Source organism: Asticcacaulis sp. AND118 (genome assembly GCF_020535245.1).
Classification (GTDB): domain Bacteria; phylum Pseudomonadota; class Alphaproteobacteria; order Caulobacterales; family Caulobacteraceae; genus Asticcacaulis.
On the sequence record NZ_CP084910.1, the window covers coordinates 965984 to 991195 of the forward strand.

Below are 25212 nucleotides of genomic sequence, written 5' to 3' on the forward strand. Positions count from 1 at the left end.
CGGATGGGGGCGCTTGACAGGTCGCACGATCCCTAACACAAGATTTGTTAACCATAATTTTGCCGACGTTAATGTCGGGGCGATGCGTGATGTCGATGAGCGAAGACATGAGGTGCGACGGCGCCGGTAAAAATACCGACCGCCGCACCGGCCGGACGCAGGCAGGTCGTAACCCCTTGCGGGTAGCGGTCGCGGCCCTGATGACGGCGGCGCTCTGCCTGCCGCTGGCGGCCTGCGATGTTTCCGTCGACTGGCTGGGTCGCGGCGACGGTCCGCGTGGCGTCAGCGGGTGCCCGCGTCCGCCTATGACCGATAATGGCGGCGGCGGGTTCAATGATCAGGAACGCGCGGTCCGCTATTTCCGCAAGCACGCCTTCTCCAACGACTTCTTCTCGCAGCTTGAATTGTCCAGCCGCTATATGGCCGAGCGCGCGACGGACAAGAATCTCGAAGACCCGATCGAGGCGTCGGTGTGGCTGGTCATGGCCTTGACCAACCCCGAAGGCTTTGCGCCGATCAACCGCACCCTCAAGGACGGCCAGATGGCCTCGCGCTTCGACAAGTGCCGGGCGGTGGAACGCGCCGTGGCCTATCGCAAGCTGGAATCCCTGCTGGCGCGCATGGACAATTCCGAGCGCGACAAGATTCGCGACCGCGTCGTCTATATCCAGTCGCAACTGGGCGCGGACGGTTTCCGCACCCTGGGGCGTCTTTACGATACGCAGTACGGTCCTATGGGCGAGCCGGTCGATAACCGCGAGGCGGTGCGCGCCATGATGCGCAATCCCGTCGATGGCCGTCCGAACGTTATTTCACTGTTCCCGCGCAACGATGTCGACGCCTACCTTTATAATTACAAGGCGGCGGAAACCGGCGATGTCGGCGCCTATGTAATGCTCAAGGACTTCGAGAAGTCCGCCCCTGAGCGCAATCGTTACGGCGCCTTTGTCGAGGCCAAGGCCAAGCGCTGGGTGTCGCCGTTCGAATTCTATCCGCCCGAAGCGCCCGCCGGCGGCGTGCCGCACTCAGACGAGAGCCGCCCGCGCAACGACGCCTACGAATACGCCCTGTCGCGCATGGACGAACTGCCGTTCATCCATGTCTGGCGCGCGCTGGTCTATCTCGATCTGGCGCAGGGACCGGCCCCCGTTCAGCGCGTGAACGCCGAATTCGACAATGAAGGCAATCCGGGTCAGGAACGCTATCCGGTCGGCCCGAACGATGCCGATATCGCTCATGTGTCGGGCCAGTCGCGTCCGGTCGAAGCCGTCTACAGCCCCGGTCGCGTGCCACCTCAGACCCTGTCGGCCCTTCGCGCTATTCTCGGTCGTCCTGACGGGTCGCGCATGACCAACCTGGATAAGGTGCGCGCCATACAACTGGCGGCCACCAACGGTTCGTCGCAGGCGCAATTGGTGCTGGCGGTCATGTATTCCGAAGGGGTTGGCGTTCCGACCGACTATGCCCGCGCCTACTATTGGTATCAGCAGGCCGAAAAGCAGGGGTCAGCCGAAGCGCGCTTTGCCATGTCGACCTATTTTGCGCTGGGCCTGACCGGTGTCGCCGATCAGGACAAGGCGCAGGCCGTCGTGCTGCGCCTCGACTCGGCGCTGGCCGGCTACAGGCCGTCGGCCTCGCGCCTGCAGGCCGTGCTGGCGCAGGTTTCGGCCAATCCGGGGCGGTAAGGGAAAGATCATGATGCGCGCAATCGTCACCTTCATCGCCCTGGCCTTTTCGGTTATCGGTCTGTCGCTGGCACCGGCGGCTTCGGCACAAACGCCCGGCGGCTACAACGGATACAATGCCGCGCGGGTCGAGGCCCGGTCGCGCCAGTGCTTCGGCGTGCTGCTCGACTATCAACTCAAGACCTGCCACGGCAAATATTACAAGCCGCACAGCCGTTACGGCTATTACGGCTCGAAGTGGAACGCGACCATCAATTGCGACACCGCGCGTCAGGCCTATGTCGAGGATGTGGTGCGCCGCATGCGTCCGGGCGGCGTGCTGAAGCTGGTGGCGAAGAACCGCTCCTGCGTCGCCAGCCTGCTGATCAATCAATCCTTGACAATTGTCGGCGAGAGCGCGGACTCGCGTCTGCCGGTGCTGGTGGCCCCGGACGGCGAGTCCTGCCTGCGCATTAATCCGCAAGCCAGCAAGGTCGTGCTGAAAAACATGCTGATCGCCTCGCGTCGGGGAGGTCAATCGGCCTGTATCTATAGCTCCGGTTCGGAGCTGACCCTGCAAAACTCTACGGTGCGCTACGAAGGCGACTCGGCGGCGATTCACGTGGCGGGCGGGCGTCTCAACCTGCTGTCATCCTTTGTCGTGGCCAAAACGCGCACCGTCGCCGTGGCCGTCAATTCGTCGCAACTCTATGCCGAGCAATCAGGCATCACCTCGACCTCCGGCGGGCTCTATGCCGTGCTCAATGGCGACTCGCAGATGACGGGCGTCACGGTTCAGCAACTGGCCGATTGGCGCGGGTTCGAGCGCGGCGAGGGTGCGATCGGTATGGAGATCAAGCTCGACTCCAGCGACTCCATCCTGTCAATGGATGATATGCGCGTCGAATATTTCGCCTCGGCGCTCAGCCTGTCGGGTGGCGGTGAAGCCCTGCTGTCGCGCTCGCTGATCGATTTCTCCGAGCACGGTGTGACCTCCAGTCTCAACCGTCTGCGCGTTATCGACAACAAGATCCTGTCGAACGAAATCGCCGTCAATATCGAAGACGGCACGGGTTTCATTGGTGGCAACCAGATCGCCAAGATTCGCACGGCGGGTATTCTGGCGTCGTCGCGCGGCGAAATCCGCGCGGTGGACAATCTGATCGATCCATCGGCGGAGGCCTGCCCGAAGCTGAAATGGGGCAATCTCGACCCGGCGCAGCGCACCTGCACCCCGTGGTACAAAGGCTCGGAATTCGACATCCCGGCCGACGCCACGCGCCAGTACATGTTCGCCGACTACTGGCCGCGCTTGTTGGTTGCCTCGAAGTAGGGCTCACCGGATTATTACCGATATTTAATCCGGTCCCCGGCGGGCAGACTCGACACGTCGAAAAAAGCGGTCTCTAAAGACAACTTCTTTTCCGTTGTAACCATCGGGTTCTGCCATGAAGTCTCGTCTGCTTGCCTCGGCCGGTCTGGCCGCCGCGCTCCTTTTTCCCGCCCTTTCCGTTCACGCTCAAGACGGGCAGGCTCAAGAGAAGCAGCCGTTCAGCTATAGCGACCTCATCTCGCTGGAACGCCTGTCCGGGCTGACGGTGAACAAGGCCGAGACGCACGCGGCGTTTCAGGTGCGCACGTTGAACGCCGACAAGACCAAGGGCGTCACCACCCTGTGGCTGACCGATTTGAAAACCGGTACGTCCAGGGCCCTGACCGCGGCGTCGAAGGGCGGGGCGCTGTCGCCGCAGTGGGGCGCGGATGGCGCGCTGTACTTCCTGTCGGCGCGTTCGGGCTCGATGCAGGTGTGGAAGACCGATATCAACGACGCCGAAGCCGTGCAGGTGACCAAGCTGTCGCTCGATGTCGGGTCATATAAGCTGTCTCCGGACGGCAAGGGCATGGTGGTGTCGCTGGCCATCGATGAATCCTGCAAAACCGAAGAAATCGACTGCACCCTGAAAACGCAGGCCGAAAAGAAGGCCGACAAATCGACCGGCGTCATCTACGATCGCCTGTTCGTTCGCCATTGGGACGCCTGGGCTGACGGTACGCGCAACCATTTGTTCTATGTGCCGCTGACGGGTGAGACGGCGACATCCCTGACCGCCGGAGTCGATGGCGACGTGCCGTCCAAACCCTTTGGTGACGAGGCCGAATACAGTTTCTCGCCCGACGGCCGAAGTGTCTATTATTCGGTGCGCATCGCCGGCAAGGACGAGCCGCGTTCGACCAATTTCGACATCTACAAGGTCGATATTGCCAGCCCGACGACGCAAACCAACCTGACCGAGGCTAACAAGGCCTGGGACACCGGCGCCGAAGTGTCGCCGGACGGCAAGTGGCTGGCCTATCGCGCGATGAAGCGCCCCGGCTTCGAAGCCGATCAGTTCGAAATCTTCGTACGCAACCTTGCCACGGGCGAGACAAAACAGATCGCCGCCGACTGGGACCGCTCCGCCGACAGCCTGAAATGGGCGGCCGACGGCAAGAGCCTCTATGTTGTCGCGGGCGATGTCGGCAAGACGCCGCTGTTCCGCGTTGAAATCGCGTCGGGCAAGGTGACGCCGTTGTCCAAGGGCGGTCACATGGACGCCTTTGCGCCGCTGAAGGATCGCTTCGTCTTCCTCAAGAGCGGGATGGACTATCCGTCGCAACTGTTTGTGTCCAAGCCGAAAGCCAGGCTTATCGACGACGGCGCGACGAAGCTGACCTTCATCAATGACGCGGTGCTGCAAAACCGCGCCATGGGGGCCTTCGAGCAGTTTGCGTTCAAGGGCTGGAATGACGAGACCGTCCACGGCTACATCCTGAAACCCGCCAACTATGTCGAAGGCCAGAAATATCCGGTGGCCTTCCTGATCCACGGCGGACCGCAAGGTTCGTTCGGCGAAAGCTGGTCCTACCGCTGGAACCCGGAAACCTACGCCGGCGCAGGTTACGCCGTCATCATGATCGATTTCCACGGCTCGACCGGCTACGGTCAGGCCTTCACCGACTCGATCAGCCAGCACTGGGGCGACCGTCCCTTAGAAGACCTGCAAAAGGGTTATGCCTACGCCCTGTCCAAATACAGCTTCCTCGACAAGGATCGCGCCTGTGCGCTGGGGGCCTCTTACGGCGGCTTCATGATCAACTGGATCGCGTCGCAGTGGAAGGAACCGTGGAAGTGTCTGGTCAATCACGACGGTCTGTTCGACAACCGTTCCATGGGTTACGCGACCGAAGAGTTGTGGTTCTCGGAGTGGGAAAACGGCGGCAATGTCTATGACAACCCAGCCAATTACGACCGGTTCAACCCGGCGCTCCATGCGAAGGACTGGTCGGTGCCGATGCTCGTCATCCATTCCGACCTCGACTACCGCGTGATTCCGGAACAGGGGATCGGCACCTTCACGGCGCTGCAGATGAACGGCGTCAAGTCGAAGTTCCTGCGCTTCCCCGACGAGAACCACTGGGTGCTCAAGCCGCAGAACTCGCTGAAATGGCATGACACCGTGTTTGACTGGCTCAACGAACACACGAAGGTGAAATGATGCTGACGCGGCGGGGCATTCTGGCGGGCGGGGCCGGTCTGTGCCTCGCCGGCTGTTCGGAAAAGGTCAATCAGGTGCTCGGTCTCGGCCAGCGCCTGATGGAGATACAGAAACGTCACGGTGGCCGGGTAGGCGTCAGCGTCCGCACGGGCACCGCCACCGTGCAGGGCGATACGGCCGCAGACGGCAGCCTGAACATCAATTCCGGCGAACGCTTCGCCTTGTGCTCGACCTTCAAATGGGTGCTGGCGGCGGCGGTGCTCAAGGCCGTGGACGACGGCAGGCTGACCATCGCTCAGGAAATTCGTTACACGAAGGCCGACCTGATCGACCATGCGCCGGTGACGGAAATGCACGTTGCCAAGGGGCGCATGACGATCGGCGATCTGTGTTCGGCGGCCGTGGCCGTGTCCGACAACACGGCGGCCAATCTGTTATTGCCGCTGATCGGCGGGCCCCCAGGCCTGACGCAATTCGTGCGTGGGCTGGGTGATGGCATGACGCGCCTGGACCGTAACGAACCGGAACTGAATACCAATATCGAAGGTGACGAACGCGACACCACGACGCCGGACGCCATGAGCAGCCTGTTGCGCACGGTGTTTTCAGGCGATGCGCTTAGGCCGCAGAGCCTGTCTTTGTTGCGCGACTGGATGGTGGCAACGACCACCGGGCCGGATATGATACCTGCCGGCGTGCCGCAGGGCTGGACCGTCGGGCATAAGACGGGGCGCGGCGCCAATGGCGCGGTGAACGACGTGGCGGTCATCTGGCCGTCAGACAATAAGCCGCCGCTCTTCTTGTCGATCTATACGACCGGCGGGACGCTGGACGACAAGGGCCGCAACCAAGTCATCGCCGATATTACACGCTTGGTGGTCGATGCCCTGGCCTTCGCCGAAAGCCTCGACAGCGAGAGCGCCTAATCCTGGAGCACCCAGTCTTCGAGCACCCAGCCTTCAAGCGTGAAGCCTTCGAGCGCCAAGTCTTGACAGCCGCATCGCGGGTGGGCTTGAAAGGCCTATGAAACACGAACTGTCCCTGCCCGAAGTCCTGTCGCAGATCGAAAAGACCGTGCGGCCGCAATTCGGCAAGGGGCGCGTGGCCGACTATATTCCCGAACTGGCCACGGTCGATCCGACGAAGTTCGGCATGGCGGTGCGCACCGTCGCCGGGCAGGAATACGTCGTTGGCGATGGCGACGAGCCCTTTTCGGCGCAGTCGATCACCAAGCTGTTCGCGCTCGGCATTGCGCTCAATCGCATCGGTGACGAGGTCTGGACCCGCGTCGGCAAAGAGCCGTCAGGCACGCCGTTCAACTACCTGTCGCAGCTTGAGCACGAAGCCGGGTTTCCACGCAATCCCTTCATCAATGCCGGGGCGCTGGCCGTGGTCGATATGCTGCTGAAAGGCACGCGGCGACCGGACCTGACCGTGCGCGACTATATGGGCTTCCTGTGTCAGAACGCCCTGACCGTCGATGAGGATGTGGCGCGCTCAGAGATCGACACGGCGCATAAGAACCGCGCTATCGCCAATCTGATGAAGGGCGCGGGCACGCTGCACAACGAAGTCGAGACAGTTATCGAAGCCTATTGCCGTCAGTGCGCTATCACTCTTTCCTGTCGCGATCTGGCGCGGGCGGCCCTGCCTCTGGCAGCGGGCGGTTTCTCGCCGGTGATCGAGGAGACCGTATTCCCTGCGCGTCAGGCGCGGCGGCTCAATGCGCTTTTGCTGACCTGCGGCGTGTACGATTCCGTGGGGTCGTTTGCCTATCGCGTGGGTCTGCCGGCCAAGAGCGGAGTGGGCGGTGGCATCGTCGCCATCGTCCCCGGTCAGGCCGCCATTGCCGTTTGGTCGCCGGAGCTGGACCGCCACGGCACGTCTGTGGTCGGCTTTGCGGCGCTGGAGGCCTTCAGCCAGATCACCAACTGCTCGGTTTTGTGAGGTGTGTTCTTACCTGCGGTTAACCGCTGCGTGTTAGGGTTGTGGCGAAACGCGCCATAAGGGGAAACGCCGTGCCCACACTCGCTGCCATCATCGCTTCCACGACCGTCAGCGGGTCCATCAGCGCCGAAGACACGCTGATCGTGCGGCGTCAGGTCTTTCCGGACGGCGTCGTCACGCCGGAAGAGGCCGAAAAGATCATGGCGCTCAATGCGCTGTGCCGCTTGCCGTCCTCGGAGTGGGTACAGTTTTATGTCGAAGCCATCAGCGACTATGTGGTGCATCAGGCCATACCGGCGGGGTATGTCGATATGGGCAATGCGGAATGGCTGATGCGGCATATCGTGCGGGATGGCCGTGTCGACAGCCTGACCGAGTTGGAATTGCTGGTGAAGGTTATCGAGCTGGCGGCCTATGTGCCCGACAGTCTGAAACTCTATGTGCTGAAACAAGTGGAAAACGCCGTGTTGACCGGCGAAGGGCCGACCCGTCAGGGAACGCTGGATCGCAACGGCATCAACGCTACCGAGGTCGAACTGCTGCGTCGTACCCTGTTCGCGCAGGCGGGCGAGGAGGCTATTACGGTCAGCCGTGCCGAGGCCGATATGCTATTCCGCCTCAAGGACGCAACACTCAAATCGGACAATGCGCCGGGCTGGGCCGATCTGTTCGTGCGGGCGGTGGGCAATCACCTCATGGCGCTGCGCAACACCGCGCCGTTCAACCGCGAAGAGCAGATGGCCGCCGACGCCTTTCTGGCCGAGACGGATGTGCGCATCCACCGCTTTATCGGTCGCATGTTTGGCGTTGGCGCACAGACGACGCTGCCGGGGCGTCATATTGAGGCGGCGGAAACGCTGGATGCGCGCGTGGCGACGGATCAGGCGGTCACTCCGACTGAAAAGCGTTGGTTGGATGCCAGACTGGCCGACGATGCGGAGACGGATGAGTTGGAAGAGGCACTGATGCGCTTTATCGAACGCGAGACGGCGACGGCCTGAATGGATTGATCGGTGGTGCGGGTGGTGGTATAAGTTCCTACCTGTTCGCACCGGAGAACTATCGTGGCTGACGACAAACCTCGCGTGGAGAAGGTCAGTATTGCCCTGACCGCGGATATGGCTGCCATGGTGCGAGGCGCTGTCGATAGCGGGGAATATGCTTCGGCCAGCGAGGTGGTGCGTGAGGCCCTGCGCGACTGGAAATACAAGCAGCAGGAACGCGATCGCAAGATTGCCGAGTTGAAAGCGCTGATCGATGAAGGCGAGCGTAGCAGCCATACTGTATGGGAAGGCGCGGACGCCATTCTCGCCAAGGCAAGACAGCGGGCTGGGAAGTAATCCATGCCTTTCCGCCTTGAGCGCACGGGTCGTTTTGAGGACGATCTGCTTGACATCTGGGATTACGTAGCCAGCGATAATTTACCGGCGGCAGACAAGGTTATCCGAGACATCGTTGGTCGCTTCGAGCCCTTGGCGACATTTCCGAAACTTGGCCGAGCGGTGCCGGAAATTTCAACAGAACATTATGTGCTGCTGCAAGGTAGCTACGTGATCGTCTATCGCGTGGATGAAGAGGCGGGACGGGTGCTTTTGCTCCGTGTTATTCATGGCGCGCGGGATTGGTTAAGTCTGTTCGATTAACCCCAGTGCCGTCCGATAGCGCTCGATCTCTGCCAGCTTTTCATAAAACAGCGACCAGTCGTCGTTTTCGGCGATCGGCTTCCATAGCGCTTCGATCTCGTCGTAGAGCAGGGTCACCGGTTCGTTCTGTGCGAACAGCGGATGCGCCAGTTTTTCCGGTGCGGATGTGCTGTAGCCAGCGATCAGATGGCGGAACTCGGCGGCTTTCTGCTGAGCGTAGGCACCTGCGCGCGGGCCGTTCAGGGCGCGTGTTTGGCTAGCCTCCCCACCGAACCAGTCGAAGAAAAACCCCTCGAAACTGCCAGGTGTCTTCATCGCGCCAAGCCCGCGAAAAGCCGCCTGCATCAGCGGCGTGTCGTGCTCAATTCCCTGCGGTGTGATATTCAGTCGTCGGCAGAAGGTCTGGGCCATGGCTACCGAATAGCGGTCGGTAAAGGCGTTGAGGCTATCGATCAGAGGCTGACTGTCGCCGATCAGGCTCAGGCAGCGCGCCAGTTGCGTCAGGTTCCAGAACACGGCGTCCGGTTGCCGGGCATAGGCGTAAAGCCCGCCTTCGTCGAAATAGGCGGCGACAAAGCCCGGTTCGTAATGCGGCAGAAAGCGATAGGGGCCGTAGTCGAAGCTTTCGCCGGTCAGGCTCATATTGTCGGTATTCAGCACCCCGTGTACGAAGCCCGCGCACATCCACTGCGTGGTCAGTTCGGCGGTCTTCGTCACCACGGCGTCGAACAGAGTGTGGGTCAGGTCTGCGCCGTGCAGGTCGATCAGTTCGGGGTAATAGTTATCGGCGGCATAGCGCACCAGCGCCGTCATGGCCTCGGTTTCGTTGTGATAGGCCAGCCGCTCGAACGTGCCGAAGCGGATATGCGAATGCGATAGCCGCACCAGCACCGCTGCTCGGGTGGGGGAGGGCTCGTCATAGCGACGCAGCGACTCGCCCGTCTCGATCAGCGAAAAGCTCTTCGACGTATTGACGCCCAGCGCCTCCAACAGGGCGGTGGCCAGCACCTCACGTACGCCGCCCTTCAGCGTCAGCCGTCCGTCGCCGCCGCGCGACCATGGGGTGGTGCCGGAGCCCTTAGTGCCGAGATCAAGCAAGCGGTTGCGGTCATCCTGCATCTGCGCGAACAGAAAGCCGCGGCCGTCGCCGAGGTCGGGATTGTAGTGGCGGAACTGATGCCCGTGATAGCGCAGGGCCAGAGGTCCGGTCTGGTTGCCGGGCAGGGGCGTGAACCGGCCGAAATGCGCGATCCATTCGTCGTCGCTCAAATCCGCAAGTCCCACCGAACCTGCCGCGCGCTCATTGCGGTAGCGCAAAACCGTCTGCGGGAAGTCGGCGGCGGCCACGCGGTCGAACAGCACAAGCCCGGAGTTTTCAAGGCGTGCATCGGGGCGATAATCGGCGGAAATCGGCATGATATGAACCGGTTTTACTTGGGTCGGGGGCTCCGGTTTGCTACGGTTCTCATCAATAGTCGATTCAAAACGTCACTATTCTGACTGTCCGGAACGGACTTAACCCTCGCGCGGTCCTTTAGCCGCGCCCGCGGAAAGGAGACCGCCGATGAAGTTCACCCTCGAATTTCTCAAGACCGAAGCCGGGGCCGGCTTTATCCTCGGCCTGTCGGCCCTGATCGCCGTCATCTGGGCCAATTCGCCCTGGGCGGCGGTCTATTTCGACTTCATCAACGCTCATATCCCGGTGCAGGTCGGTGCCTTTGTCGAAGACAAGTCGATCCTGAAATGGACCAAGGAGGGGCTGATGGCGGTTTTCTTCTTCGTGGTCGGTCTGGAGATCAAGTACGAGATAGTCCGGGGCGAGTTGTCGAATCCGAAGAAGCTGGCCCTGCCGGTGCTGGGGGCCATCGGCGGCATGGCCGCGCCGGCTCTGGTCTATGTCGCCCTGAACGCAGGTCTGCACGGCGGCGACCTGCGCGGCTGGTCCGTGCCGATGGCGACCGATATCGCCTTTGCGCTGGCGGTTTTTGCGCTGGTCGGCAGGGGTTTGCCCGACAGTCTGCGCGTCTTTCTGCTGACGCTCGCCATTGTCGATGACCTGGGGGCCGTTATGGTCATCGGTCTGTTCTATTCATCGGGCATCGACCCGCTGCTGTGCCTGTGGATTGCCGGTCTGCTGGTCGTTATGGGTGTGGCGAAATACGTGCTGCGAAGCCATGCCCGCGGTCTCAAGGCCGTCTATCTGGTGCTGTTTGTCGCCACCTGGGCGCTCAGCCTGAAGGCCGGACTGGCGACGTCGCTCACGGCGGTGGCCGCGGCTTTCATGGTGACGCTCGATGCGCCCGCACGCGGCGAAGAAAGCCTGCTCAAGACGATCATGCACGACCTGCATATGCCGGTGTCCTACGGCATTGTGCCCTTCTTCGCTTTCGTCGCGTCTGGGTTTTCCTTCGCGGGGATGAGTTTCGCTTCGCTGGCCGACCCGCGTATGCTGGGTGTGGCTATGGGTCTCTTCGTCGGCAAACAGATCGGTGTCTTCGGTCTGGTGTGGCTGGCCATCCGCCTGAAGATCGCCCGGGCGCCGGAAAACAGCGGCTGGGCTGCGCTTTACGGTGTCAGTCTCCTGTGCGGAATCGGCTTCACCATGAGCCTGTTTCTGGGGGCGCTGGCCTTTGCTGACCATGCGGAAAGTGCCCAAAATGCCATAAAGCTCGGCGTAATTACGGGATCGTTACTTTCGGCCTGTGCAGGCGCAATAGTTCTGTCACGTCGTCGCGCCGGAAGTTGACGTTTGCGTAATGGTCAATATTTACAAGACTTTTTAGTTCCTGTGGTGCTTCTGCTAACGCCGCGTAAGCCTTGAATTCCAAGGCTTACGCGGTTTTTTCATGTGCGGTTGCGAGATGAATTTGAAATTGTCTTTGCTCGAACTTGTGTCATATCATCGGCGGCAGCAGTCCGTTCAAAGTAAACCTTTGGGCGAGTCTGCGTAAAACAACGTCAAAAGACAAAACTGGCAAATACAGGGACCGCCGTTTACCTAACGACAACCTTCAATAATGAAGGTGGCGGCCTGCTTGACCTAGGGGAAACACATGCGCGTAAAGGCACACACACACAACCGCTTCTCCCTCAACCGCACGCTGATGGTAACCTGTTCCGGTATGGTCATGGCGCTCGGTGCGGCATCGGCCATGGCTCAGGAGGCTCCGGCGGCAGTCGAGGAAGAGCCTCAGGTCATCACCGTCACGGCTCAGAAGCGCGAGCAGTCGCTGCAGGACGTGCCCATCGTCGTCACCACCCTGTCGGCGAAACTGCTGCAGGACGCCGGCGTGAAGGACATCAAGGACATGCAGGTCCTGACGCCGGGCCTGACCGTCACCTCGACGCAGAACGAAACCCTGACCACCGCCCGCATCCGCGGCGTCGGCACGGTCGGCGACAACCCCGGCATGGAATCCTCGGTCGGCGTGGTCATCGACGGCGTCTATCGCCCGCGCAACGGCGTCGGCTTCGGCGATCTAGGTGAAATCGGCCGCATCGAAGTGCTGAAAGGGCCGCAGGGCACCCTGTTCGGCAAGAACACCTCGGCCGGCGTCATCAACATCATCACCAAGGAACCGTCCTTCGTCTTCGGCATGGACGGCGAAGCCACCGTGTCGAACTTCGACGGCAAGGGCGTGTCGGCCTCGATCACCGGCCCGCTGTCGGAAGACCTCGTCGCCGGACGTCTGTACGTGGCCAAGCGCGAGCGCGGTGGCTATTACGACGTCAATACCGGCATCGGTCCGCGCACCCTTAAGGAGGACGCCGACCAGAACTTCTACACCGTGCGCGGCCAATTGCTGTTCACGCCAGGCGCGCACAAGATCCGCGTCATTGCCGACTATTCGAAGCGCGATGAAAACTGCTGCGCCGTGGTGCAGACGCGCACCGGCCCGACGGGGGCCATCCTCAACACACTGGCCGGCGGCAATGGCGTGATGACCAGCGCCGATCCGGAACAGCGTCTGGCCTATTCCAACCGCAACACGACGCAGAAGATCACCGACGGCGGTGTGTCGGTCGAAGCCAATATCAAGCTCGACTGGCTCGACTCGACGCTGACCTCGGTCACGGGGGTGCGCAAGTGGAAGAACAGCAACGGGCAGGATCTCGACTATTCCGGCGCCGACATCCTCTATCGCCGCGACAACGGCGACTTCAAGGCCGACTTTGACACCTTCTCGCAGGAATTGCGTCTGGCCGGCGGCGGTGAAAAGCTGAACTGGCTGGTCGGCGCCTTTTATGCCGACGAAGACCTGAAGCGCACCGACTCCTACGTCTACGGTTCGCAGTACGAGACCTACCTGTCGATCCTGCTGGCTCAGGCCCTGGGTCTGCCGACCACGACGCCGACAGTTTCGCTTCTGACCGGTCGCGCGGCGGGCACCTCCTATGCGGCGGGGCAGGGTGCGCTCGACTACTACACCCAGGAGTCCAAGTCGCTCGCCCTGTTCACCAATAACGGCTACAAGTTCACCGACAAGTTTGAGGTCACTATGGGCCTGCGTTACACGCAGGAGACCAAGAAGATGACCGCTATCTACACCAATTCAGATGGTGGCGTCGGCTGTGCTTCGGCCATCTCGCGTTCGGGTGTGATGGGCAATGCGCCGGTCGGCGCGTGGGCGACCATACCGGCGGCGGCGCGTCCGACCGTGGTCGGCAACATGTGTACCTTCTGGGGCAATGCCGCCTTCAACAACCGTCGCGTCGCCAACGAAGTGACCGAAAAAGAGTGGTCGGGCACGCTGAAAGGCGCTTATCGCTTCAACGAAAACGTCATGGCCTACGCCTCGTTCGCGCGCGGCTATAAGGGCGGCGGTTACAATCTCGACCGTGCCCAGACGGGTATCACGCCCGACGCCAACCTCTACTTCAAGCCCGAAACGGTGGATTCGTACGAACTGGGCCTGAAGACCTCGATGTTCAACAATCGCTTCCTGTTCAACATCACCGCCTTCGATCAGACCTATCAGGACTTCCAGCTCAATACCTTCCTCGGCACGGCCTTCGTGGTCGAATCGATTCCGGAACTGAAGTCGAAGGGCGTCGACGCCGACATCTACTGGTCGACGCCGATCCGCGGCCTGTCGGTGCAGGGCGGCATTGCCTATGCCGACACCAAGTATGGGGATTTCAAGGCGTCCGACCTCTCGAACGCTTCGCGCTTCCCGCAACTGTCGCTGTTGCCGGGGGCGCGCATGTCCTTCGCGCCGGAATGGACGGGCTCGCTGGCCGTCACCTGGTCGGGCAATATCGCTGAGAACCTGCGCGCGTCGGGTAATATCGCCGCCAAGTACTCATCTGAATACAATACCGGCTCCGACCTGATCCCGTTCAAGGCGCAGGACGGCTACACCCTGCTCAACGCCCGCTTCGGTATCGGTGCGCCGGATCAGGCCTGGACGCTGGAAATCTGGGGTCAGAACCTGACCGACGAAACCTACAAGCAGGTCGTGATCAACGCCCCGCTGCAGGGCAACGGCTTCCAGACGACGGTGCAGCCCAACGGCACCTATTACAATCAGGCGCTCGACACCAATACCTATGACGCCTTCATGGGCCAGCCGCGCACCTACGGCGTGACCTTGCGCGTAAAATACTGATCCGGCTCATCCGGTCAGGAAACGATAAGGCCCCGGTGTTTTCACCGGGGTCTTATTTTTTTTGGAGCTATTTGGTGTCGCCAAACAGGCTCGATATCTGGTTTGTCGCATTTTCTGACCCTCAACCGCTATCCACTTGAGCGAAAAATGCGCTCTCATGCGCCGTATTTTCACCCTCTTGTGGGATGCAATCTGTCGAAGAAACACCTATATTCCGTCCATAGCCACAGGAGACCGATTATGGCCGAGAAAGCCCCTGCCGAAGCCATTGCCGAGAAGACCACCCGCTCGATCACCGACGCGCTGGAATATCTCGAAGACAAGCTGAAGGTGTCCCAGGACACCCGTGAAAAGATCAACGGCACGATCGACCGCCTGCAGGTCATCCTCGAAGAAGCCCGTGACGAAGCGGAGGACAAGACCAAGGTCGTCCGTCGTCAGATTCGCCGTCATCCGGGCACTTCAGTGGCCATCGCTGCCGCTGCCGGGGTCGTGATCGGCCTGCTGCTGACGCGCCGCGACTAAGCGGGTCCCTGGCCCGTAAAAGAACCGCGCCGTTTCTATCGAAGCGGCGCGGTTTTTCGTGAAAGGGGGAGGGAGTGCTTTATCTGCTTTTTGCGGCGATCGGCCTGATCGGGCTCGGCTACTGCGCTTTTCAGCTCTAGAGCGAGATGATTTAAAGTGGAAACATCATCTCGCTCTCAGTTTTTGAGTGGTCGCGCAATTTTTCCGAAAAGTGGTGCCCACTTTATCGGATTGCGCTCTATTGCAGCCTACGCCACGGTGAAACGCGCGGGCGGGGGTTCGGCCCGCTGTGGAACGACGAGCCCCCGCTGGACCGTAAGGCCGATCGTCGCGACTTCTGGATCGCTTTGGCCACCGGTGCGGCTATGCTTGTCATCGCAACCCCGTTGGTCGCCAAACGGGTTTCCATCGGAGTCATGTCGCTTTGACTACATGCGGTACTGACCCGTTTCGATATGGGTCATGCATTCCGCCGTCAGCGGCTTATAGCCCGTATCGTCCATCTTCATCACATACAGCGGGTCGGTGACCTTCGCCGGATCGAAGCCGGCCTGCACGAGGTCCATCTTCTTGTATTTGAAGGTGCCCGTGGTCTCGGCGTTCTGCAGCAGACGGACGAAGCGCGGGCGGGCGAAGACGGGCAGGTGGGTGTTGACGTGCTGAGCGAAGGCCTCGATCGAGAAACCCTCGCCGGTGATCAGCGACACCATGCCGGCCTTGCCGTCGTAGTGAGGCACGGGGACGCCGTAGACGATGGCCTCATCTACGCCTTCGGCGCGGGCGCAGCATTCGCCGACCTCTGAGGTCGAGACGTTTTCGCCCTTGAAGCGGAAAGTGTCGCCGATGCGGTCCACAAAATAGATGTAGCCGTCGCGGTCCATCTTCATCAGGTCGCCGGAACGGAACCAGGCATCCCCTTTTTTGAAGACATCGTGCAGCACCTTCTTCTCGGAGGCCGCCTTGTCGGCATAGCCGGTGTAGAAGTGTCGGGCGTCGGCGCCGATGGCCCCGATGGCTTCGCCGACCTCGCCGGGCTTGCACTCGATGCACAAGCCGTCCGGGCCGCGCACGGGGGCTTCGGCCTCGACGTCGAACTGCACCAAACGGATATTGAAGGCATTGCGCAGATAGGACGGCGCGCGGCCGATGGCCCCGGCCTGACCGTCAAAATTGAACAGCGAGACATTGCCTTCGGTCGAGCCGTAGAATTCGATGATCACCGGCACCTTGAAACGCGTCTTGAACTCGGTCCATACTTCCGGGCGCATGCCGTTGCCGAAGGCGACCTTGAGCCTGTGCTTTGTTTCATCGTCCGGATCGGGCGAGATCGGCGCATTGACCAGATAGCGGCACAGTTCGCCGATATAGACGATGTGGGTGCAGTTGAGGCTGCGCACGTCATGCCAGAAGGCCGAGGCCGAAAACCGCCGCTTGATGACCATCGAACCGCCGTTGAGCAGGGCCGCGCCGACGCCGCACAGGCCGCCGGTCGAATGGTACAGCGGCAGAGCATTATACAGGCGATCCTCGTCCGTCATGTGCGATACGCCGCGGAAGGCCTTCATATAGAGCTGGGCGCGGGCGTGGGTGATCTTGGCCGCCTTGGGCAGGCCCGTCGTGCCGGAGGTGTAGATATAGAGGGCCGGGTCATGGGCGATGAGCCCCTGACGAATCCTGCGGTCCGGGCGCACGGAACTGGCGCCCTTGAGCGCCTGACTCAGCGAATGATGGTGCGAGGTTTCCTCGGTCTGGGCGAGGTCGAGCACGAAGACCTCCTGACGGCGGGTCAGGGTCGGCTCGATCTCGGCGAAGGCGGGCAGGGTGGCCGGGTCGACGATGTTGAGGCTGGCCGTCGAAATATTGATGCAATGGGCCAGCCCCTGACCGGTCAGGGCGTTGTTGATCAGGGCGGTGATGACGCCGATCTTGCTCAGCCCGTACCAGATGGGGACATATTCCAGCCGGTTGGGCAGGAACAGCGCGACCGTGTCGCCGGGTTTCAGCCCGCGCGACAGGCCCCAGTTGGCCACGCGGTTGGCCAGCACATCCATTTCGGCATAGGTGAGGGTCTTGTCCTCGAACAGCAGGGCGATGCGCGCCGCATGGCGGTCCACCGAGGCTTCGAGGTCGTCGCAAACCAGCACAGGGGACTTCGAGTCCACCTCGCGGATATGGCGCAGAAGCCTGAGCAACCGCTTGAGAAAGATGAATTCGCGCCTGGCCCTGTCGATCAGGTTCATGGAACGTCTCCGAATACCCTGTGCCTCGTGGCGTCTATGGTTACGCCTTAAGGTTCAACATATCGCGGAATGATACTTTCGCCAGTATAAAATTGACGTGAACGGAAAGTATTTTCCGTTACCGCTAGGGAAGTCGGGCGGGATTTCTCCCGCCCCGTAAGGGGTTAGCGCTTGAGCACCATGATCGTCACATCGGCGGTCTTGTTGTCGATCAGGCGTACTTCATAGGCGCCGGGCTGGAGGTCGAAATCGACGATCTTGCGCACGCCGGAGCAGTCCGGGCCGTGGCCGTGCTTCGACGATTTCAGCGTCTCGCCGTCCTTGACCACATCGATCCAGACGCCTGTCCCCGCCGCGATGCCGTAGGTGCGGGCCTGAACTACGGTGAAGGTCAAGGTGCCGCTATAGGTCGGAGTGGCCGGCGGCGTGGCGCGGGCGCGCTTATAGGCGACGCGGGTGGAATCGAGCAGGGTCACCTTGACGGGCTTGCCGATGCTGAGCGCCGGCGCGCCGGCGGTGTCAGCGGTCGCCTTGACCGGGGCGGCGTGCAGCCAGTGGGTGAAGGGGCCGCTCAGGACCGGTTCAGCCGGGCAGGCGGGCTTGGCCTCTTCGGCGAAAGCAGGAGCCGCGGTCAGGAGCAGAGCAGCGGAGACGAGGAGGGCGCGCATGAAACACCTTTGGAAAGCCATAATTGCCGCCGACTTTAAGATCGGAATTACGGCGGGGGGAAGACGTGCGGGGAATGATTTAGGTCTGTAAGAGCGAAGGACGTGCGCATTGTCGGGCTTTTGATGTGCTCGACCGGGCGGCGTGTCGAATACTTAGGCGCGGGTCGTTAGGCTCCTGATATCAACGCAAAGGAGATACGACATGAACCGCAATCGCATCGAAGGCAACTGGGAGCAGGTCAAGGGTCACGTCCAGAAGGCGTGGGGCAAGCTGACCAATGACGATCTCGACCAGATCGAAGGCGACCGCAAGCTGCTGGCCGGCAAGATTCAGGAACGCTACGGCATCGCGCAGGACGAGGTGGAACTCCAGGTCCGTCGCTGGAACGATGAAAGCAACGAGACGGTGGATTCGGTCATTCCCGACCGCCGCTAAGCGGGTCTGATCCGGCTATAAACGCCTCCCGACTTGGTTCGGGAGGCGTTTTGTTATGCAGGACGCGCGAAGGTCAGGCAGGTCTTCAAACCGCGGTCGCTGGTGAAGGCCACCTCGCCTTTAAGCGTCCGGGCGAAGCTGTGCAGGATACGCATGCCGAGACTTTTGGAAGCCGACAGGTCGAAGCCGTCGGGCAGGCCGGGACCGTCATCGCGGATCGACAGGATGAACACCTCAGGCCGGCTGTCGTCGAGCCGGATATTGACCATGCCATGACCGCCAGAGAAGGCGTGTTTAAGCGAATTGGTCAACACCTCCACCACGAACAGCGACAAGGTCATCACCTGTTCGGCGGGCAGGGTGACGTCAGGGGCCTCGACCTCCAGCCGAATGCGACCATCGCGTGTTTGCAGCACGTCTTCGGCAATGTCGCGCAGAAGCATTCTCAGCGGTACATTGGCATTGTCCGGGTCGTACAGCTTGCGATGGATCCGCGACAATGTTTCCAGTCTCATGCGCGCATCGATCAAGGCGTCAGCGGCTTCGCGGTTGCCCTCCAGCTTTTTCGATTGCAGGGTCAGCATGCTGGCCACGAAGGCGAGATTGTTGGCGATACGGTGTTGAAGCTCGGCATAAAGCGTCTTCTGATGGATCAGAAGTGACGCATTGGTGTTGCGTTCATTTGAGAGCCGATCGCGGGCCAGACGCATGCCGTGGATGATGGCGATATCGACGCTCGCCACGACGATGAAAAAGCTTAGTGCGACGACAACAGGGCCGTTCACGGCAAAGCTGAAGGCCGGGGGTATGAAAAAATACCAGGCGGCCAGGGTGCTGAGGGTGGCGCAGATTATACCGGGCCAGAGGCCAACCAGCCAGGCGGTCAACATGACGGCGGGGAAGAAGGTGAGGAAGGGAAAGCCCGGCGGCAGCGCCTTATCGCTGATGAAGCGGAGGAGCACGGCGATCAGAAAGAAGACCAGGGCCATACCGTAGCGGAACGCCCCTTCGCCTTCACGTTGCCGAAACCAGCGTGTCGTTTGTGTAAAGAAGCCCTCAACGCTCTGCATATAGCCGTTATTTCGACGGTTTCCCTAGGCGTCAAGCCACTTGTGCACGTAACCTCAGACCCCCATGCGATTTTTATTTTTGTTTATGTTAATGTTTTCCGATGGAGTTTCATCTGACGGCTGGCGAAGCCTGGTACAAGCTGACGCGGGCGGCCGCTGAGGCGCAGGTTTCCATCGATTTCGAGCAGTATATCGTCCATGACGACGAGATGGGCCGCGCCTTTCTCGACCTCCTGGCGCGCAAGGCCTCCGAAGGGGTGCGGGTGCGCTGCCTGCTGGACGGTTTCGGCAGCCATGACCTGCAACGCTCATCGGCGGTGACGGCGCTGCGCGAGGCCGGGGCGCAGGTGATCTTCTTCAACATGCTGAAATGGTGGCACGCGGTCATGCCGTGGCGCTGGTTCCCGCGCACCCATGTGAAGACTTTGCACGTCGACGGGCGGTTGAGCCTACTGGGCTCGATGGGTCTGGCCGAATATATGCGGCCGTGGCGCGACACGCAGGTCGTGTTGTCGCCCGCCGTGTCACGTGTGGCCCAGAATGACTTCCACCGCGTATGGACCGAACGCACGGCAGGTCGAGCGGGGCGGCTTGAGCCGGTCGTCATGGGGCTCAGCACCTACGCCGCCCAGTGCCCGATGCAGAAGACAGGGCAAATCGAGACCCTGCTGCTGGCGGCCGTCGATGCCGCACACACCCATATCCGGCTGGCTACGCCCTACTTCTTCCCGCCGAAATCGTTGCGCAAGGCTTTGCAGGCCGCGCAAAGGCGCGGGGTGCAGATAACCCTGATGCTGTCAGGGAAAACCGATGTCAAATTCGCCGACTTCCTGACGCGACGGTTGAAGCTCTACTGGCGAAAACTGGGGTTTGAGGTGCTGATGTTTCAGGGCCGCACCCTGCACGCCAAATACGCGGTGATCGACGACGACTGGGCGACGGTGGGGAGTTGCAATTTCGACGTCCTCAGTCTGGGGCTCAATCGCGAGGCCAATGTGGTGCTGCGCGATCCGGCGGTGGTGGCCGCGATAGCGGCGCAGTTCGAGACGGATCGCCTGTCGTGCCTGCCCCTGACAGAGGTTGCGGTCGAACCGGAAGCCTTGGAGGTCGCATGAAAATTCTTTTTTCGAACCTCGGCTATGCGACGGGCATTTCCGGCAGCCTGTTCCACCACGTCACCCGTGTGCACCGCCACGTCTATCAGTCGCCCGCCGCGCAGCAGGCCGTGCTGTCGCAGTTCCGGCAGATCATTGATGCGGCCCAGCCGGACCTGTGCTGTCTGGTCGAACTGGATCAGGGATCGGCGCATTCGGGTGGCTTCAATCAGCTTCAGGCCCTGACCTGTCATGACTACCGCGTCTTCGACATCGCCGGGAAATACGGCCCGGACAGCCACCTGACGCACCTGCCGTTCCATCACGGCAAGAGTAACGCCTTCATCGCGCGACAGCCCGTCGATTTCGACTATCTCTACTTCACGGACGGCTCGAAGCGGCTGGTGCATCGCATCCGGTTACGCGATGGGCTGACCCTCTTTTTCACCCACTTCTCATTGCAACGCGCGGTGCGCGAAAAACAGTTTTCCCAGATGCGCGGCTGGATCGAGGAGGCCGGCGGCGATGCGATGATTCTGGCCGATTTCAATATCTTCAACGGACCGGAGGAACTGGCGTCGCTGACCGGTGACGGGGCGATGGTGCTGTTGAATGCGCCGGACACGCCGACCTTCCGCTTTCATCGCTGGCGACATCTGCTCGATCTGTGCGTCTGCTCGCGCGGACTGGCCGAGCGGTGGCAGATGAGCGTCATTCCTCAGCCCTTTTCGGACCACGCGGCGCTGCTGGTGGAAGAAGTGTGAGAACCACGGAAAGCACAGAAAGCACGGAAAGGGCGTCGAGGGAGCAGCGCGAAGCGCCATATAATCTGCCCTCACCGTTATAGAGAAAAAGGCCCTTCGGGCATAATCGGTGCCACAGCCTTTCCGTGCTTTCTGTTTTCCGTGGTTAAACCTCTTTCTTTGCCGCGCGCTCCGCGGCGATCATTAACCCCAGCGCCGCGACCGAACCGATCACCACCGCGGGGCCGAGCGCGGCCCAGCCCCACGCCCCGGCAATCGCGGCCAGCAGAGGCGGGCCGATCAGCGAACCGCCTGCGCCAAACTGCGTCAGCACGCCGTTAGCGGCGGCGACGTTCAGACCGGGGCTCATATGCGGCAGGCGGGCGAAGACGAGACTCGATCCAATCCCGGACACGGCGTTGAGCGCGACGATCAGCACGGCCAGCCATAGCGGATGGCCGCCGATGAAGATCAGGCAGGCCAGACCGGCAGGGATCAGCAGTCCGGCGAACAGGGCGATCCAGCGCGCGCGCTCGCCGCGTTGCAGCGCCTGCGCCGCCGCCCAGGCCCCGCCCAGGGTCGCCGCCGAGGCGATGCCGGTGACGGTGGCGGCCAGAGACGGCGACTGGCCCTGCTCGGTCAGGAACAGCGGGAACATGGCGATCAGCCCGACGAACAGGGTCGTGTAGAAGCCGAACCCGGCGCACATCAGCCAGACCGGGAGAGGCGGCAAGCGCATCCCGAAAAGTGCGAAACGGTGTTCGGACTCAGATGCGCGACCTTGAGAATCGGATTGCGCCTTGGTTGGCGGTTCGACGGCCGGGGTGCGCGCGGCGGCGAACAGGGCCAGGCCGGCCAGCAGCGCCCACACTATCAGCACACTCCGCCAGCCGGTAAAGAGCAGCATGACGCCGCTCAGTCCCATGCCGATGGCGAAGCCCGCCGGGACGAAGGTGCTCCATAGGGTCAGGGCCGCCCCCTGATCCTGCGGCCTTGCGACCGTGGCGATCAGGGATGGGGCGGCGATGACGACCAACAGATAACCGCCGCTTTCAATCAGGCGCGCCGCGAACAAGGTCCATACGCCGGGGATCAATGCGCCGCCCAGCCCGCCGACGGTCAGCAAGCCCATGCCGTAAAGCAGGGCCTTGCGGCTGCCCAGCCGGGCGATGAGCAGGCCGGCGATGATGCCGAGGCTGGCCCCGCCGGTCTCGATCAGCGAGACGAGCCACCCGGCTTCGACGCGCGACAAGCCGAGGTCGTCAGAGATGACGGGGCTTAAAGAAGCGAACTTGCCCAGTGCGGCGGCCGCCAGAACGCCGGTAAACCACAGCAGGAAGATGGGACGCCAATGGGAGTCAATGCGGATCATGGACTGTCGATACGGTCGGGCGCGCGTCCGATCAACGCATATTTTATGCGGAATTTTTCAGCTCAGACGCCGCAGGGCTCCTCGCAAGCTTGGGCGGCCGGTCAGCCTTGCCAAGTCTCTTTGAGACTTGGCGCTATAGCGTCGTCACCAGGCGCGCCGCCCGCCCGTCGGAAAGCAAAAGGCGTTCCCAGATAAGGCGGCTTTTGACGATGGGAATGACCGGGTGGTTGTTGGGGCCGGTATCGACCTCTATGCGCCCGATATGTCCGTCGCGCCAGCCGATCGTGTCCAGAGACGCCTCCGCCGCCAGAATTTCGGGCGTGGCGTAGCGGATCAGAGGCTTGCCCAGAAAAGCGCCCGGTTCGGCGCGCCAGAAACCTTCTCGCGACGCCGACACCGCCAGCAGATCGTGCGTGCGGTCGTCGATCAGGTGCTGGCTGAGGTGCGAACTTTCGACCAGCCGTCTGAGGATGGCGTCCTGACCCGAGTCAGCCAGCAGCGTCTGGGCCCGGCGCCATTGGTCCTCCGGCAGGGGCAGGACGCCGCTCTCCCAGCGCGACACCGTGGTCTGCGTCACGCCCATCAGCTCGGCCAGATGGCTTTGCTTGAGGCCTTTCAGCAGACGCAGACGGCGTAGGGGCGAGTGGAGACGGGACATGGCCCAAGTGTGACAGGGGCGGGACTTGAATTCAATACCCGCCGATGACCGGCAGGACTTCACCGGTAATGTAGCTGGAGCAGTGGTTGGAGGCCAGAAACACGTAGGCGGGGGCCAGTTCCTCCGGTTGGGCGGGACGCTTCATCGGGGTTTGCGAACCGAACTGTTCGACCTCTTTCGACGGCTTTTCCGCCGGGTTGAGCGGCGTCCAGACGGGGCCGGGAGCGACGGCATTGACGCGGATGCTCCTGGCCAGCAACTGCCCCGACAGGGCGCGGGTGAAGGCGTGGATGCCGCCCTTGGTCATCGAATAGTCGACGATGGATTTTGAGCCGTCTATGCCGGTGATCGAGCCGGAATTGACGATCGATCCGCCCGCCTTCATGTGACGCAATACGGCCTGCGTCATATAGACATAGCCGTACAGATTGGTCTTCAGCGTCGTATCGAGATGCTCGGCGCTGATGTTCTCGAACTCCATCTCGTGCATCTGAAACGCGGCATTGTTGACCAGTATGTCGAGCCGCCCGAAGGCCTGCGCCGTCTCCTCAGCAGCGGCGAAACAGAAGTCGCGATTGGTGACATCGCCGGAAAACAGCAGGGCCTTGCGCCCCTCGGCCTCGACCAAGGCTTTGGTCTTTTCGGCGTCTTCGTGCTCGTTGAGGTAGATGATGGCGACGTCCGCGCCTTCACGGGCGAACAGCACCGCCACGGCGCGCCCGATGCCGGAATCGCCGCCGGTGATGAGGGCCACCTTGTCCTTCAACTTATCGGAACCTTTGTAATAGGGCGCGTCGTAGAGCGGCTGAAGCTCCAGATCAGCCTCTATGCCCGGCTTGTCCAGCGTCTGATCGGGCAGGGGCGGTACAGGATACGGCCGCGCCCCGGTCTGCGGCACGGCGTCCTCGTCCGGGGCTTTTTGTTCCTGACCGACGCTGTGCTGAATGGCGCGATGGCGTTCGGCGGTCTGCTCGGCTTCGTCGGCGAATTGAGTAAAGCGTTCATCGAGGGTCATGTTCCACTCCGGTGGCTGGACCCGCCCGCTCTCCCTATGCCCCGCCGGGCCGTCAAAAAGCGATGCCCCTACGTCGGCATTACATCGACATCCCGTTCAAAGCGGCCAATCCCATCCACAGCGCCATGGCCACCATCATCACATTCTCGGTCAGCGAGACGAAGCCCAGCGCCACATTGCTGTCGCCGCCGACGCAGGCGCATTTCAGCTCACGCTTGTCGATATAGACGGCCTTGAACACCGACACCGCTCCAATGGTCCCGATAAACAATGCCACCGGCACCGACAGCCAGGTCAAGGCGCCCGCGGCCATCAGCACGCCTGCGCCACCTTCAGCGAACGGATAGACATAGCCATAAGGCACCCAGCGTTTGGCTAGGAGGTCGTAATTCAGGAACATGGTCGAGAACGTCTCGACATTCTGGAGCTTCAGCATCGACAGGGCGACCATGCTGAAGGCGATGAACCATTCCGCCGCGTGACCGGTGAAGGGAGTGCCGAACGCTGCATAGGACACGGCCAAAGCCAGCAGGGCCGTCATGGCGAAGACGGCGACAACCGGCGTGTAGGTCGGTTTTTTCGGATCGGGGACGCGCTGCCCGAAATGCCGGCGCAGATCGTCATAACCGCCGACACGCTCGCCGCCGATGAAGATCTGCGGTGTGGTCTTGACGTCGTGCTGGGCCTTGAAGGCGTCGGTCTGTTCGCGCGTCCTCAGCCAGTGGTCTTCGACCGCAAAGCCTTTGGATTTCAGTAAGTGCAGCGCCTTCAAGCCGTAGGGACAGGTGTGCGTCGGCATGACCATGCGATAGAGCGTGGCGATTTTGGGCTGATCTGTCATCGTGCCCTCCTTTTGCTGGTCTCTATAGATTCCGTACCATGGTGCGAACTTGCCCCTATGGATGCGATGAGAATCCGGACGCTGGTGCGCAAGCGTGGTGTGAGTGTCGAAACGGTGCCCTACTATCAAAGGCACCGTTTGCGGGATCGGC

At 61.6% G+C, this 25212-nt stretch carries 22 protein-coding genes; 14 read left to right on the forward strand and 8 right to left on the reverse strand.

The features are described from left to right. The first annotated feature begins 107 nt into the window (after positions 1 to 107). The 8 genes from LH365_RS04720 (at position 108) to LH365_RS04755 (ending at position 8790) form a co-directional block, all read left to right on the forward strand. Positions 108 to 1685: a tetratricopeptide repeat protein gene (locus tag LH365_RS04720; RefSeq protein ID WP_226745027.1), complete on the forward strand. Its 1578-nt coding sequence runs from the start codon at positions 108 to 110 to the stop codon at positions 1683 to 1685. Positions 1686 to 1695: 10 nt separating this feature from the next. Continuing rightward, positions 1696 to 2997 carry a hypothetical protein gene (locus tag LH365_RS04725; RefSeq protein ID WP_226745028.1) on the forward strand — a complete coding sequence of 434 codons (1302 nt, stop codon included), beginning with the start codon at positions 1696 to 1698 and terminating at the stop codon, positions 2995 to 2997. A gap of 115 nt (positions 2998 to 3112) precedes the next feature. Then, complete coding sequence (locus tag LH365_RS04730; protein WP_226745029.1) at positions 3113 to 5200, forward strand: S9 family peptidase; 2088 nt, start codon at positions 3113 to 3115, stop codon at positions 5198 to 5200. Then, a complete protein-coding gene (bla, locus tag LH365_RS04735; protein WP_226745030.1) occupies positions 5197 to 6126 on the forward strand; it encodes a class A beta-lactamase in 930 nt (309 codons plus the stop codon). The genes LH365_RS04730 and bla overlap by 4 nt, the downstream gene beginning before the upstream one ends. Before the next feature lie 97 nt (positions 6127 to 6223). Beyond that, on the forward strand, positions 6224 to 7147 hold the full coding sequence (locus LH365_RS04740; protein ID WP_226745031.1) for a glutaminase: 924 nt from the start codon (positions 6224 to 6226) through the stop codon (positions 7145 to 7147). Positions 7148 to 7218: 71 nt separating this feature from the next. Continuing rightward, a complete protein-coding gene (locus LH365_RS04745; RefSeq protein WP_226745032.1) occupies positions 7219 to 8148 on the forward strand; it encodes a hypothetical protein in 930 nt (309 codons plus the stop codon). Between the two features lie 63 nt (positions 8149 to 8211). Then, complete coding sequence (locus LH365_RS04750) at positions 8212 to 8487, forward strand: type II toxin-antitoxin system ParD family antitoxin (RefSeq protein WP_226745033.1); 276 nt, start codon at positions 8212 to 8214, stop codon at positions 8485 to 8487. A gap of 3 nt (positions 8488 to 8490) precedes the next feature. Continuing rightward, entirely contained in the window at positions 8491 to 8790 is a 300-nt protein-coding gene (locus tag LH365_RS04755; RefSeq protein WP_226745034.1) for a type II toxin-antitoxin system RelE/ParE family toxin, read from the forward strand. Here the strand turns inward: LH365_RS04755 and LH365_RS04760 are convergent. Beyond that, positions 8773 to 10206 carry a protein adenylyltransferase SelO family protein gene (locus LH365_RS04760; RefSeq protein WP_226745035.1) on the reverse strand — a complete coding sequence of 478 codons (1434 nt, stop codon included), beginning with the start codon at positions 10204 to 10206 and terminating at the stop codon, positions 8773 to 8775. The two genes, LH365_RS04755 and LH365_RS04760, sit on opposite strands and share 18 nt — an antisense overlap. 148 nt (positions 10207 to 10354) lie before the next feature. On the opposite strand from LH365_RS04760, the gene nhaA reads away from it, so the two are divergent. The 3 genes from nhaA (at position 10355) to LH365_RS04775 (ending at position 14924) form a co-directional block, all read left to right on the forward strand. Continuing rightward, entirely contained in the window at positions 10355 to 11536 is a 1182-nt protein-coding gene (gene nhaA / locus LH365_RS04765) for a Na+/H+ antiporter NhaA (protein ID WP_226745036.1), read from the forward strand. Positions 11537 to 11843: 307 nt separating this feature from the next. Further along, entirely contained in the window at positions 11844 to 14399 is a 2556-nt protein-coding gene (locus tag LH365_RS04770; RefSeq protein WP_226745037.1) for a TonB-dependent receptor, read from the forward strand. A 240-nt stretch (positions 14400 to 14639) separates the two neighbouring features. Further along, the gene (locus LH365_RS04775) at positions 14640 to 14924 is read left to right on the forward strand and encodes a hypothetical protein (protein WP_226745038.1); all 285 of its coding nucleotides are present in this window, start codon (positions 14640 to 14642) and stop codon (positions 14922 to 14924) included. A gap of 428 nt (positions 14925 to 15352) precedes the next feature. On the opposite strand, the gene LH365_RS04780 is transcribed toward LH365_RS04775, so the two are convergent. Beyond that, positions 15353 to 17164: a long-chain-acyl-CoA synthetase gene (locus LH365_RS04780; RefSeq protein ID WP_226745039.1), complete on the reverse strand. Its 1812-nt coding sequence runs from the start codon at positions 17162 to 17164 to the stop codon at positions 15353 to 15355. A 164-nt stretch (positions 17165 to 17328) separates the two neighbouring features. Continuing rightward, on the reverse strand, positions 17329 to 17832 hold the full coding sequence (locus LH365_RS04785) for a hypothetical protein (protein WP_226745040.1): 504 nt from the start codon (positions 17830 to 17832) through the stop codon (positions 17329 to 17331). A 202-nt stretch (positions 17833 to 18034) separates the two neighbouring features. Here LH365_RS04785 and LH365_RS04790 point away from each other — a divergent pair, with 202 nt between their 5' ends. After that, entirely contained in the window at positions 18035 to 18268 is a 234-nt protein-coding gene (locus tag LH365_RS04790) for a CsbD family protein (protein ID WP_226745041.1), read from the forward strand. Between the two features lie 53 nt (positions 18269 to 18321). Here the strand turns inward: LH365_RS04790 and LH365_RS04795 are convergent, their stop codons facing one another. Next, on the reverse strand, positions 18322 to 19257 hold the full coding sequence (locus tag LH365_RS04795) for a sensor histidine kinase (RefSeq protein ID WP_255606693.1): 936 nt from the start codon (positions 19255 to 19257) through the stop codon (positions 18322 to 18324). A gap of 182 nt (positions 19258 to 19439) precedes the next feature. On the opposite strand from LH365_RS04795, the gene LH365_RS04800 reads away from it, so the two are divergent. Both LH365_RS04800 and LH365_RS04805 read left to right on the forward strand, forming a co-directional pair. Beyond that, positions 19440 to 20453, forward strand: coding sequence for a phosphatidylserine/phosphatidylglycerophosphate/cardiolipin synthase family protein (locus LH365_RS04800; RefSeq protein ID WP_226745043.1), 1014 nt, complete (start codon positions 19440 to 19442; stop codon positions 20451 to 20453). Continuing rightward, on the forward strand, positions 20450 to 21196 hold the full coding sequence (locus tag LH365_RS04805) for an endonuclease/exonuclease/phosphatase family protein (protein WP_226745044.1): 747 nt from the start codon (positions 20450 to 20452) through the stop codon (positions 21194 to 21196). Before LH365_RS04800 ends, LH365_RS04805 begins: the two co-directional genes overlap by 4 nt. 145 nt (positions 21197 to 21341) lie before the next feature. On the opposite strand, the gene LH365_RS04810 is transcribed toward LH365_RS04805, so the two are convergent. The 4 genes from LH365_RS04810 to LH365_RS04825 form a co-directional block, all read right to left on the reverse strand. After that, positions 21342 to 22547, reverse strand: coding sequence for a CynX/NimT family MFS transporter (locus tag LH365_RS04810; RefSeq protein ID WP_226745045.1), 1206 nt, complete (start codon positions 22545 to 22547; stop codon positions 21342 to 21344). Positions 22548 to 22680: 133 nt separating this feature from the next. Continuing rightward, positions 22681 to 23205 carry a helix-turn-helix transcriptional regulator gene (locus LH365_RS04815; RefSeq protein ID WP_226745046.1) on the reverse strand — a complete coding sequence of 175 codons (525 nt, stop codon included), beginning with the start codon at positions 23203 to 23205 and terminating at the stop codon, positions 22681 to 22683. Between the two features lie 31 nt (positions 23206 to 23236). After that, positions 23237 to 24220 (reverse strand): SDR family oxidoreductase, encoded by a 984-nt coding sequence (locus LH365_RS04820; RefSeq protein ID WP_226745047.1) that lies wholly within the window; start codon positions 24218 to 24220, stop codon positions 23237 to 23239. Positions 24221 to 24299: 79 nt separating this feature from the next. Then, positions 24300 to 25061, reverse strand: coding sequence for a glutaredoxin (locus tag LH365_RS04825; RefSeq protein ID WP_226745048.1), 762 nt, complete (start codon positions 25059 to 25061; stop codon positions 24300 to 24302). Positions 25062 to 25212: the final 151 nt, after the last annotated feature.

Excerpts from the sequence above, each read along its gene's own strand:
- LH365_RS04720 (WP_226745027.1), top strand. The coding sequence starts at position 108 with ATGAGGTGCGACGGCGCCGGTAAAAATACCGACCGCCGCACCGGCCGG.
- LH365_RS04725 (WP_226745028.1), top strand. The coding sequence starts at position 1,696 with ATGATGCGCGCAATCGTCACCTTCATCGCCCTGGCCTTTTCGGTTATC.
- LH365_RS04730 (WP_226745029.1), top strand. The coding sequence starts at position 3,113 with ATGAAGTCTCGTCTGCTTGCCTCGGCCGGTCTGGCCGCCGCGCTCCTT.
- bla (WP_226745030.1), top strand. The coding sequence starts at position 5,197 with ATGATGCTGACGCGGCGGGGCATTCTGGCGGGCGGGGCCGGTCTGTGC.
- LH365_RS04740 (WP_226745031.1), top strand. The coding sequence starts at position 6,224 with ATGAAACACGAACTGTCCCTGCCCGAAGTCCTGTCGCAGATCGAAAAG.
- LH365_RS04755 (WP_226745034.1), top strand. The coding sequence starts at position 8,491 with ATGCCTTTCCGCCTTGAGCGCACGGGTCGTTTTGAGGACGATCTGCTT.
- LH365_RS04760 (WP_226745035.1), bottom strand. The coding sequence starts at position 10,206 with ATGCCGATTTCCGCCGATTATCGCCCCGATGCACGCCTTGAAAACTCC.
- nhaA (WP_226745036.1), top strand. The coding sequence starts at position 10,355 with ATGAAGTTCACCCTCGAATTTCTCAAGACCGAAGCCGGGGCCGGCTTT.
- LH365_RS04770 (WP_226745037.1), top strand. The coding sequence starts at position 11,844 with ATGCGCGTAAAGGCACACACACACAACCGCTTCTCCCTCAACCGCACG.
- LH365_RS04775 (WP_226745038.1), top strand. The coding sequence starts at position 14,640 with ATGGCCGAGAAAGCCCCTGCCGAAGCCATTGCCGAGAAGACCACCCGC.
- LH365_RS04780 (WP_226745039.1), bottom strand. The coding sequence starts at position 17,164 with ATGAACCTGATCGACAGGGCCAGGCGCGAATTCATCTTTCTCAAGCGG.
- LH365_RS04785 (WP_226745040.1), bottom strand. The coding sequence starts at position 17,832 with ATGCGCGCCCTCCTCGTCTCCGCTGCTCTGCTCCTGACCGCGGCTCCT.
- LH365_RS04790 (WP_226745041.1), top strand. The coding sequence starts at position 18,035 with ATGAACCGCAATCGCATCGAAGGCAACTGGGAGCAGGTCAAGGGTCAC.
- LH365_RS04795 (WP_255606693.1), bottom strand. The coding sequence starts at position 19,257 with ATGGCCCTGGTCTTCTTTCTGATCGCCGTGCTCCTCCGCTTCATCAGC.
- LH365_RS04800 (WP_226745043.1), top strand. The coding sequence starts at position 19,440 with ATGGAGTTTCATCTGACGGCTGGCGAAGCCTGGTACAAGCTGACGCGG.
- LH365_RS04805 (WP_226745044.1), top strand. The coding sequence starts at position 20,450 with ATGAAAATTCTTTTTTCGAACCTCGGCTATGCGACGGGCATTTCCGGC.
- LH365_RS04810 (WP_226745045.1), bottom strand. The coding sequence starts at position 22,547 with ATGATCCGCATTGACTCCCATTGGCGTCCCATCTTCCTGCTGTGGTTT.
- LH365_RS04815 (WP_226745046.1), bottom strand. The coding sequence starts at position 23,205 with ATGTCCCGTCTCCACTCGCCCCTACGCCGTCTGCGTCTGCTGAAAGGC.
- LH365_RS04820 (WP_226745047.1), bottom strand. The coding sequence starts at position 24,220 with ATGACCCTCGATGAACGCTTTACTCAATTCGCCGACGAAGCCGAGCAG.
- LH365_RS04825 (WP_226745048.1), bottom strand. The coding sequence starts at position 25,061 with ATGACAGATCAGCCCAAAATCGCCACGCTCTATCGCATGGTCATGCCG.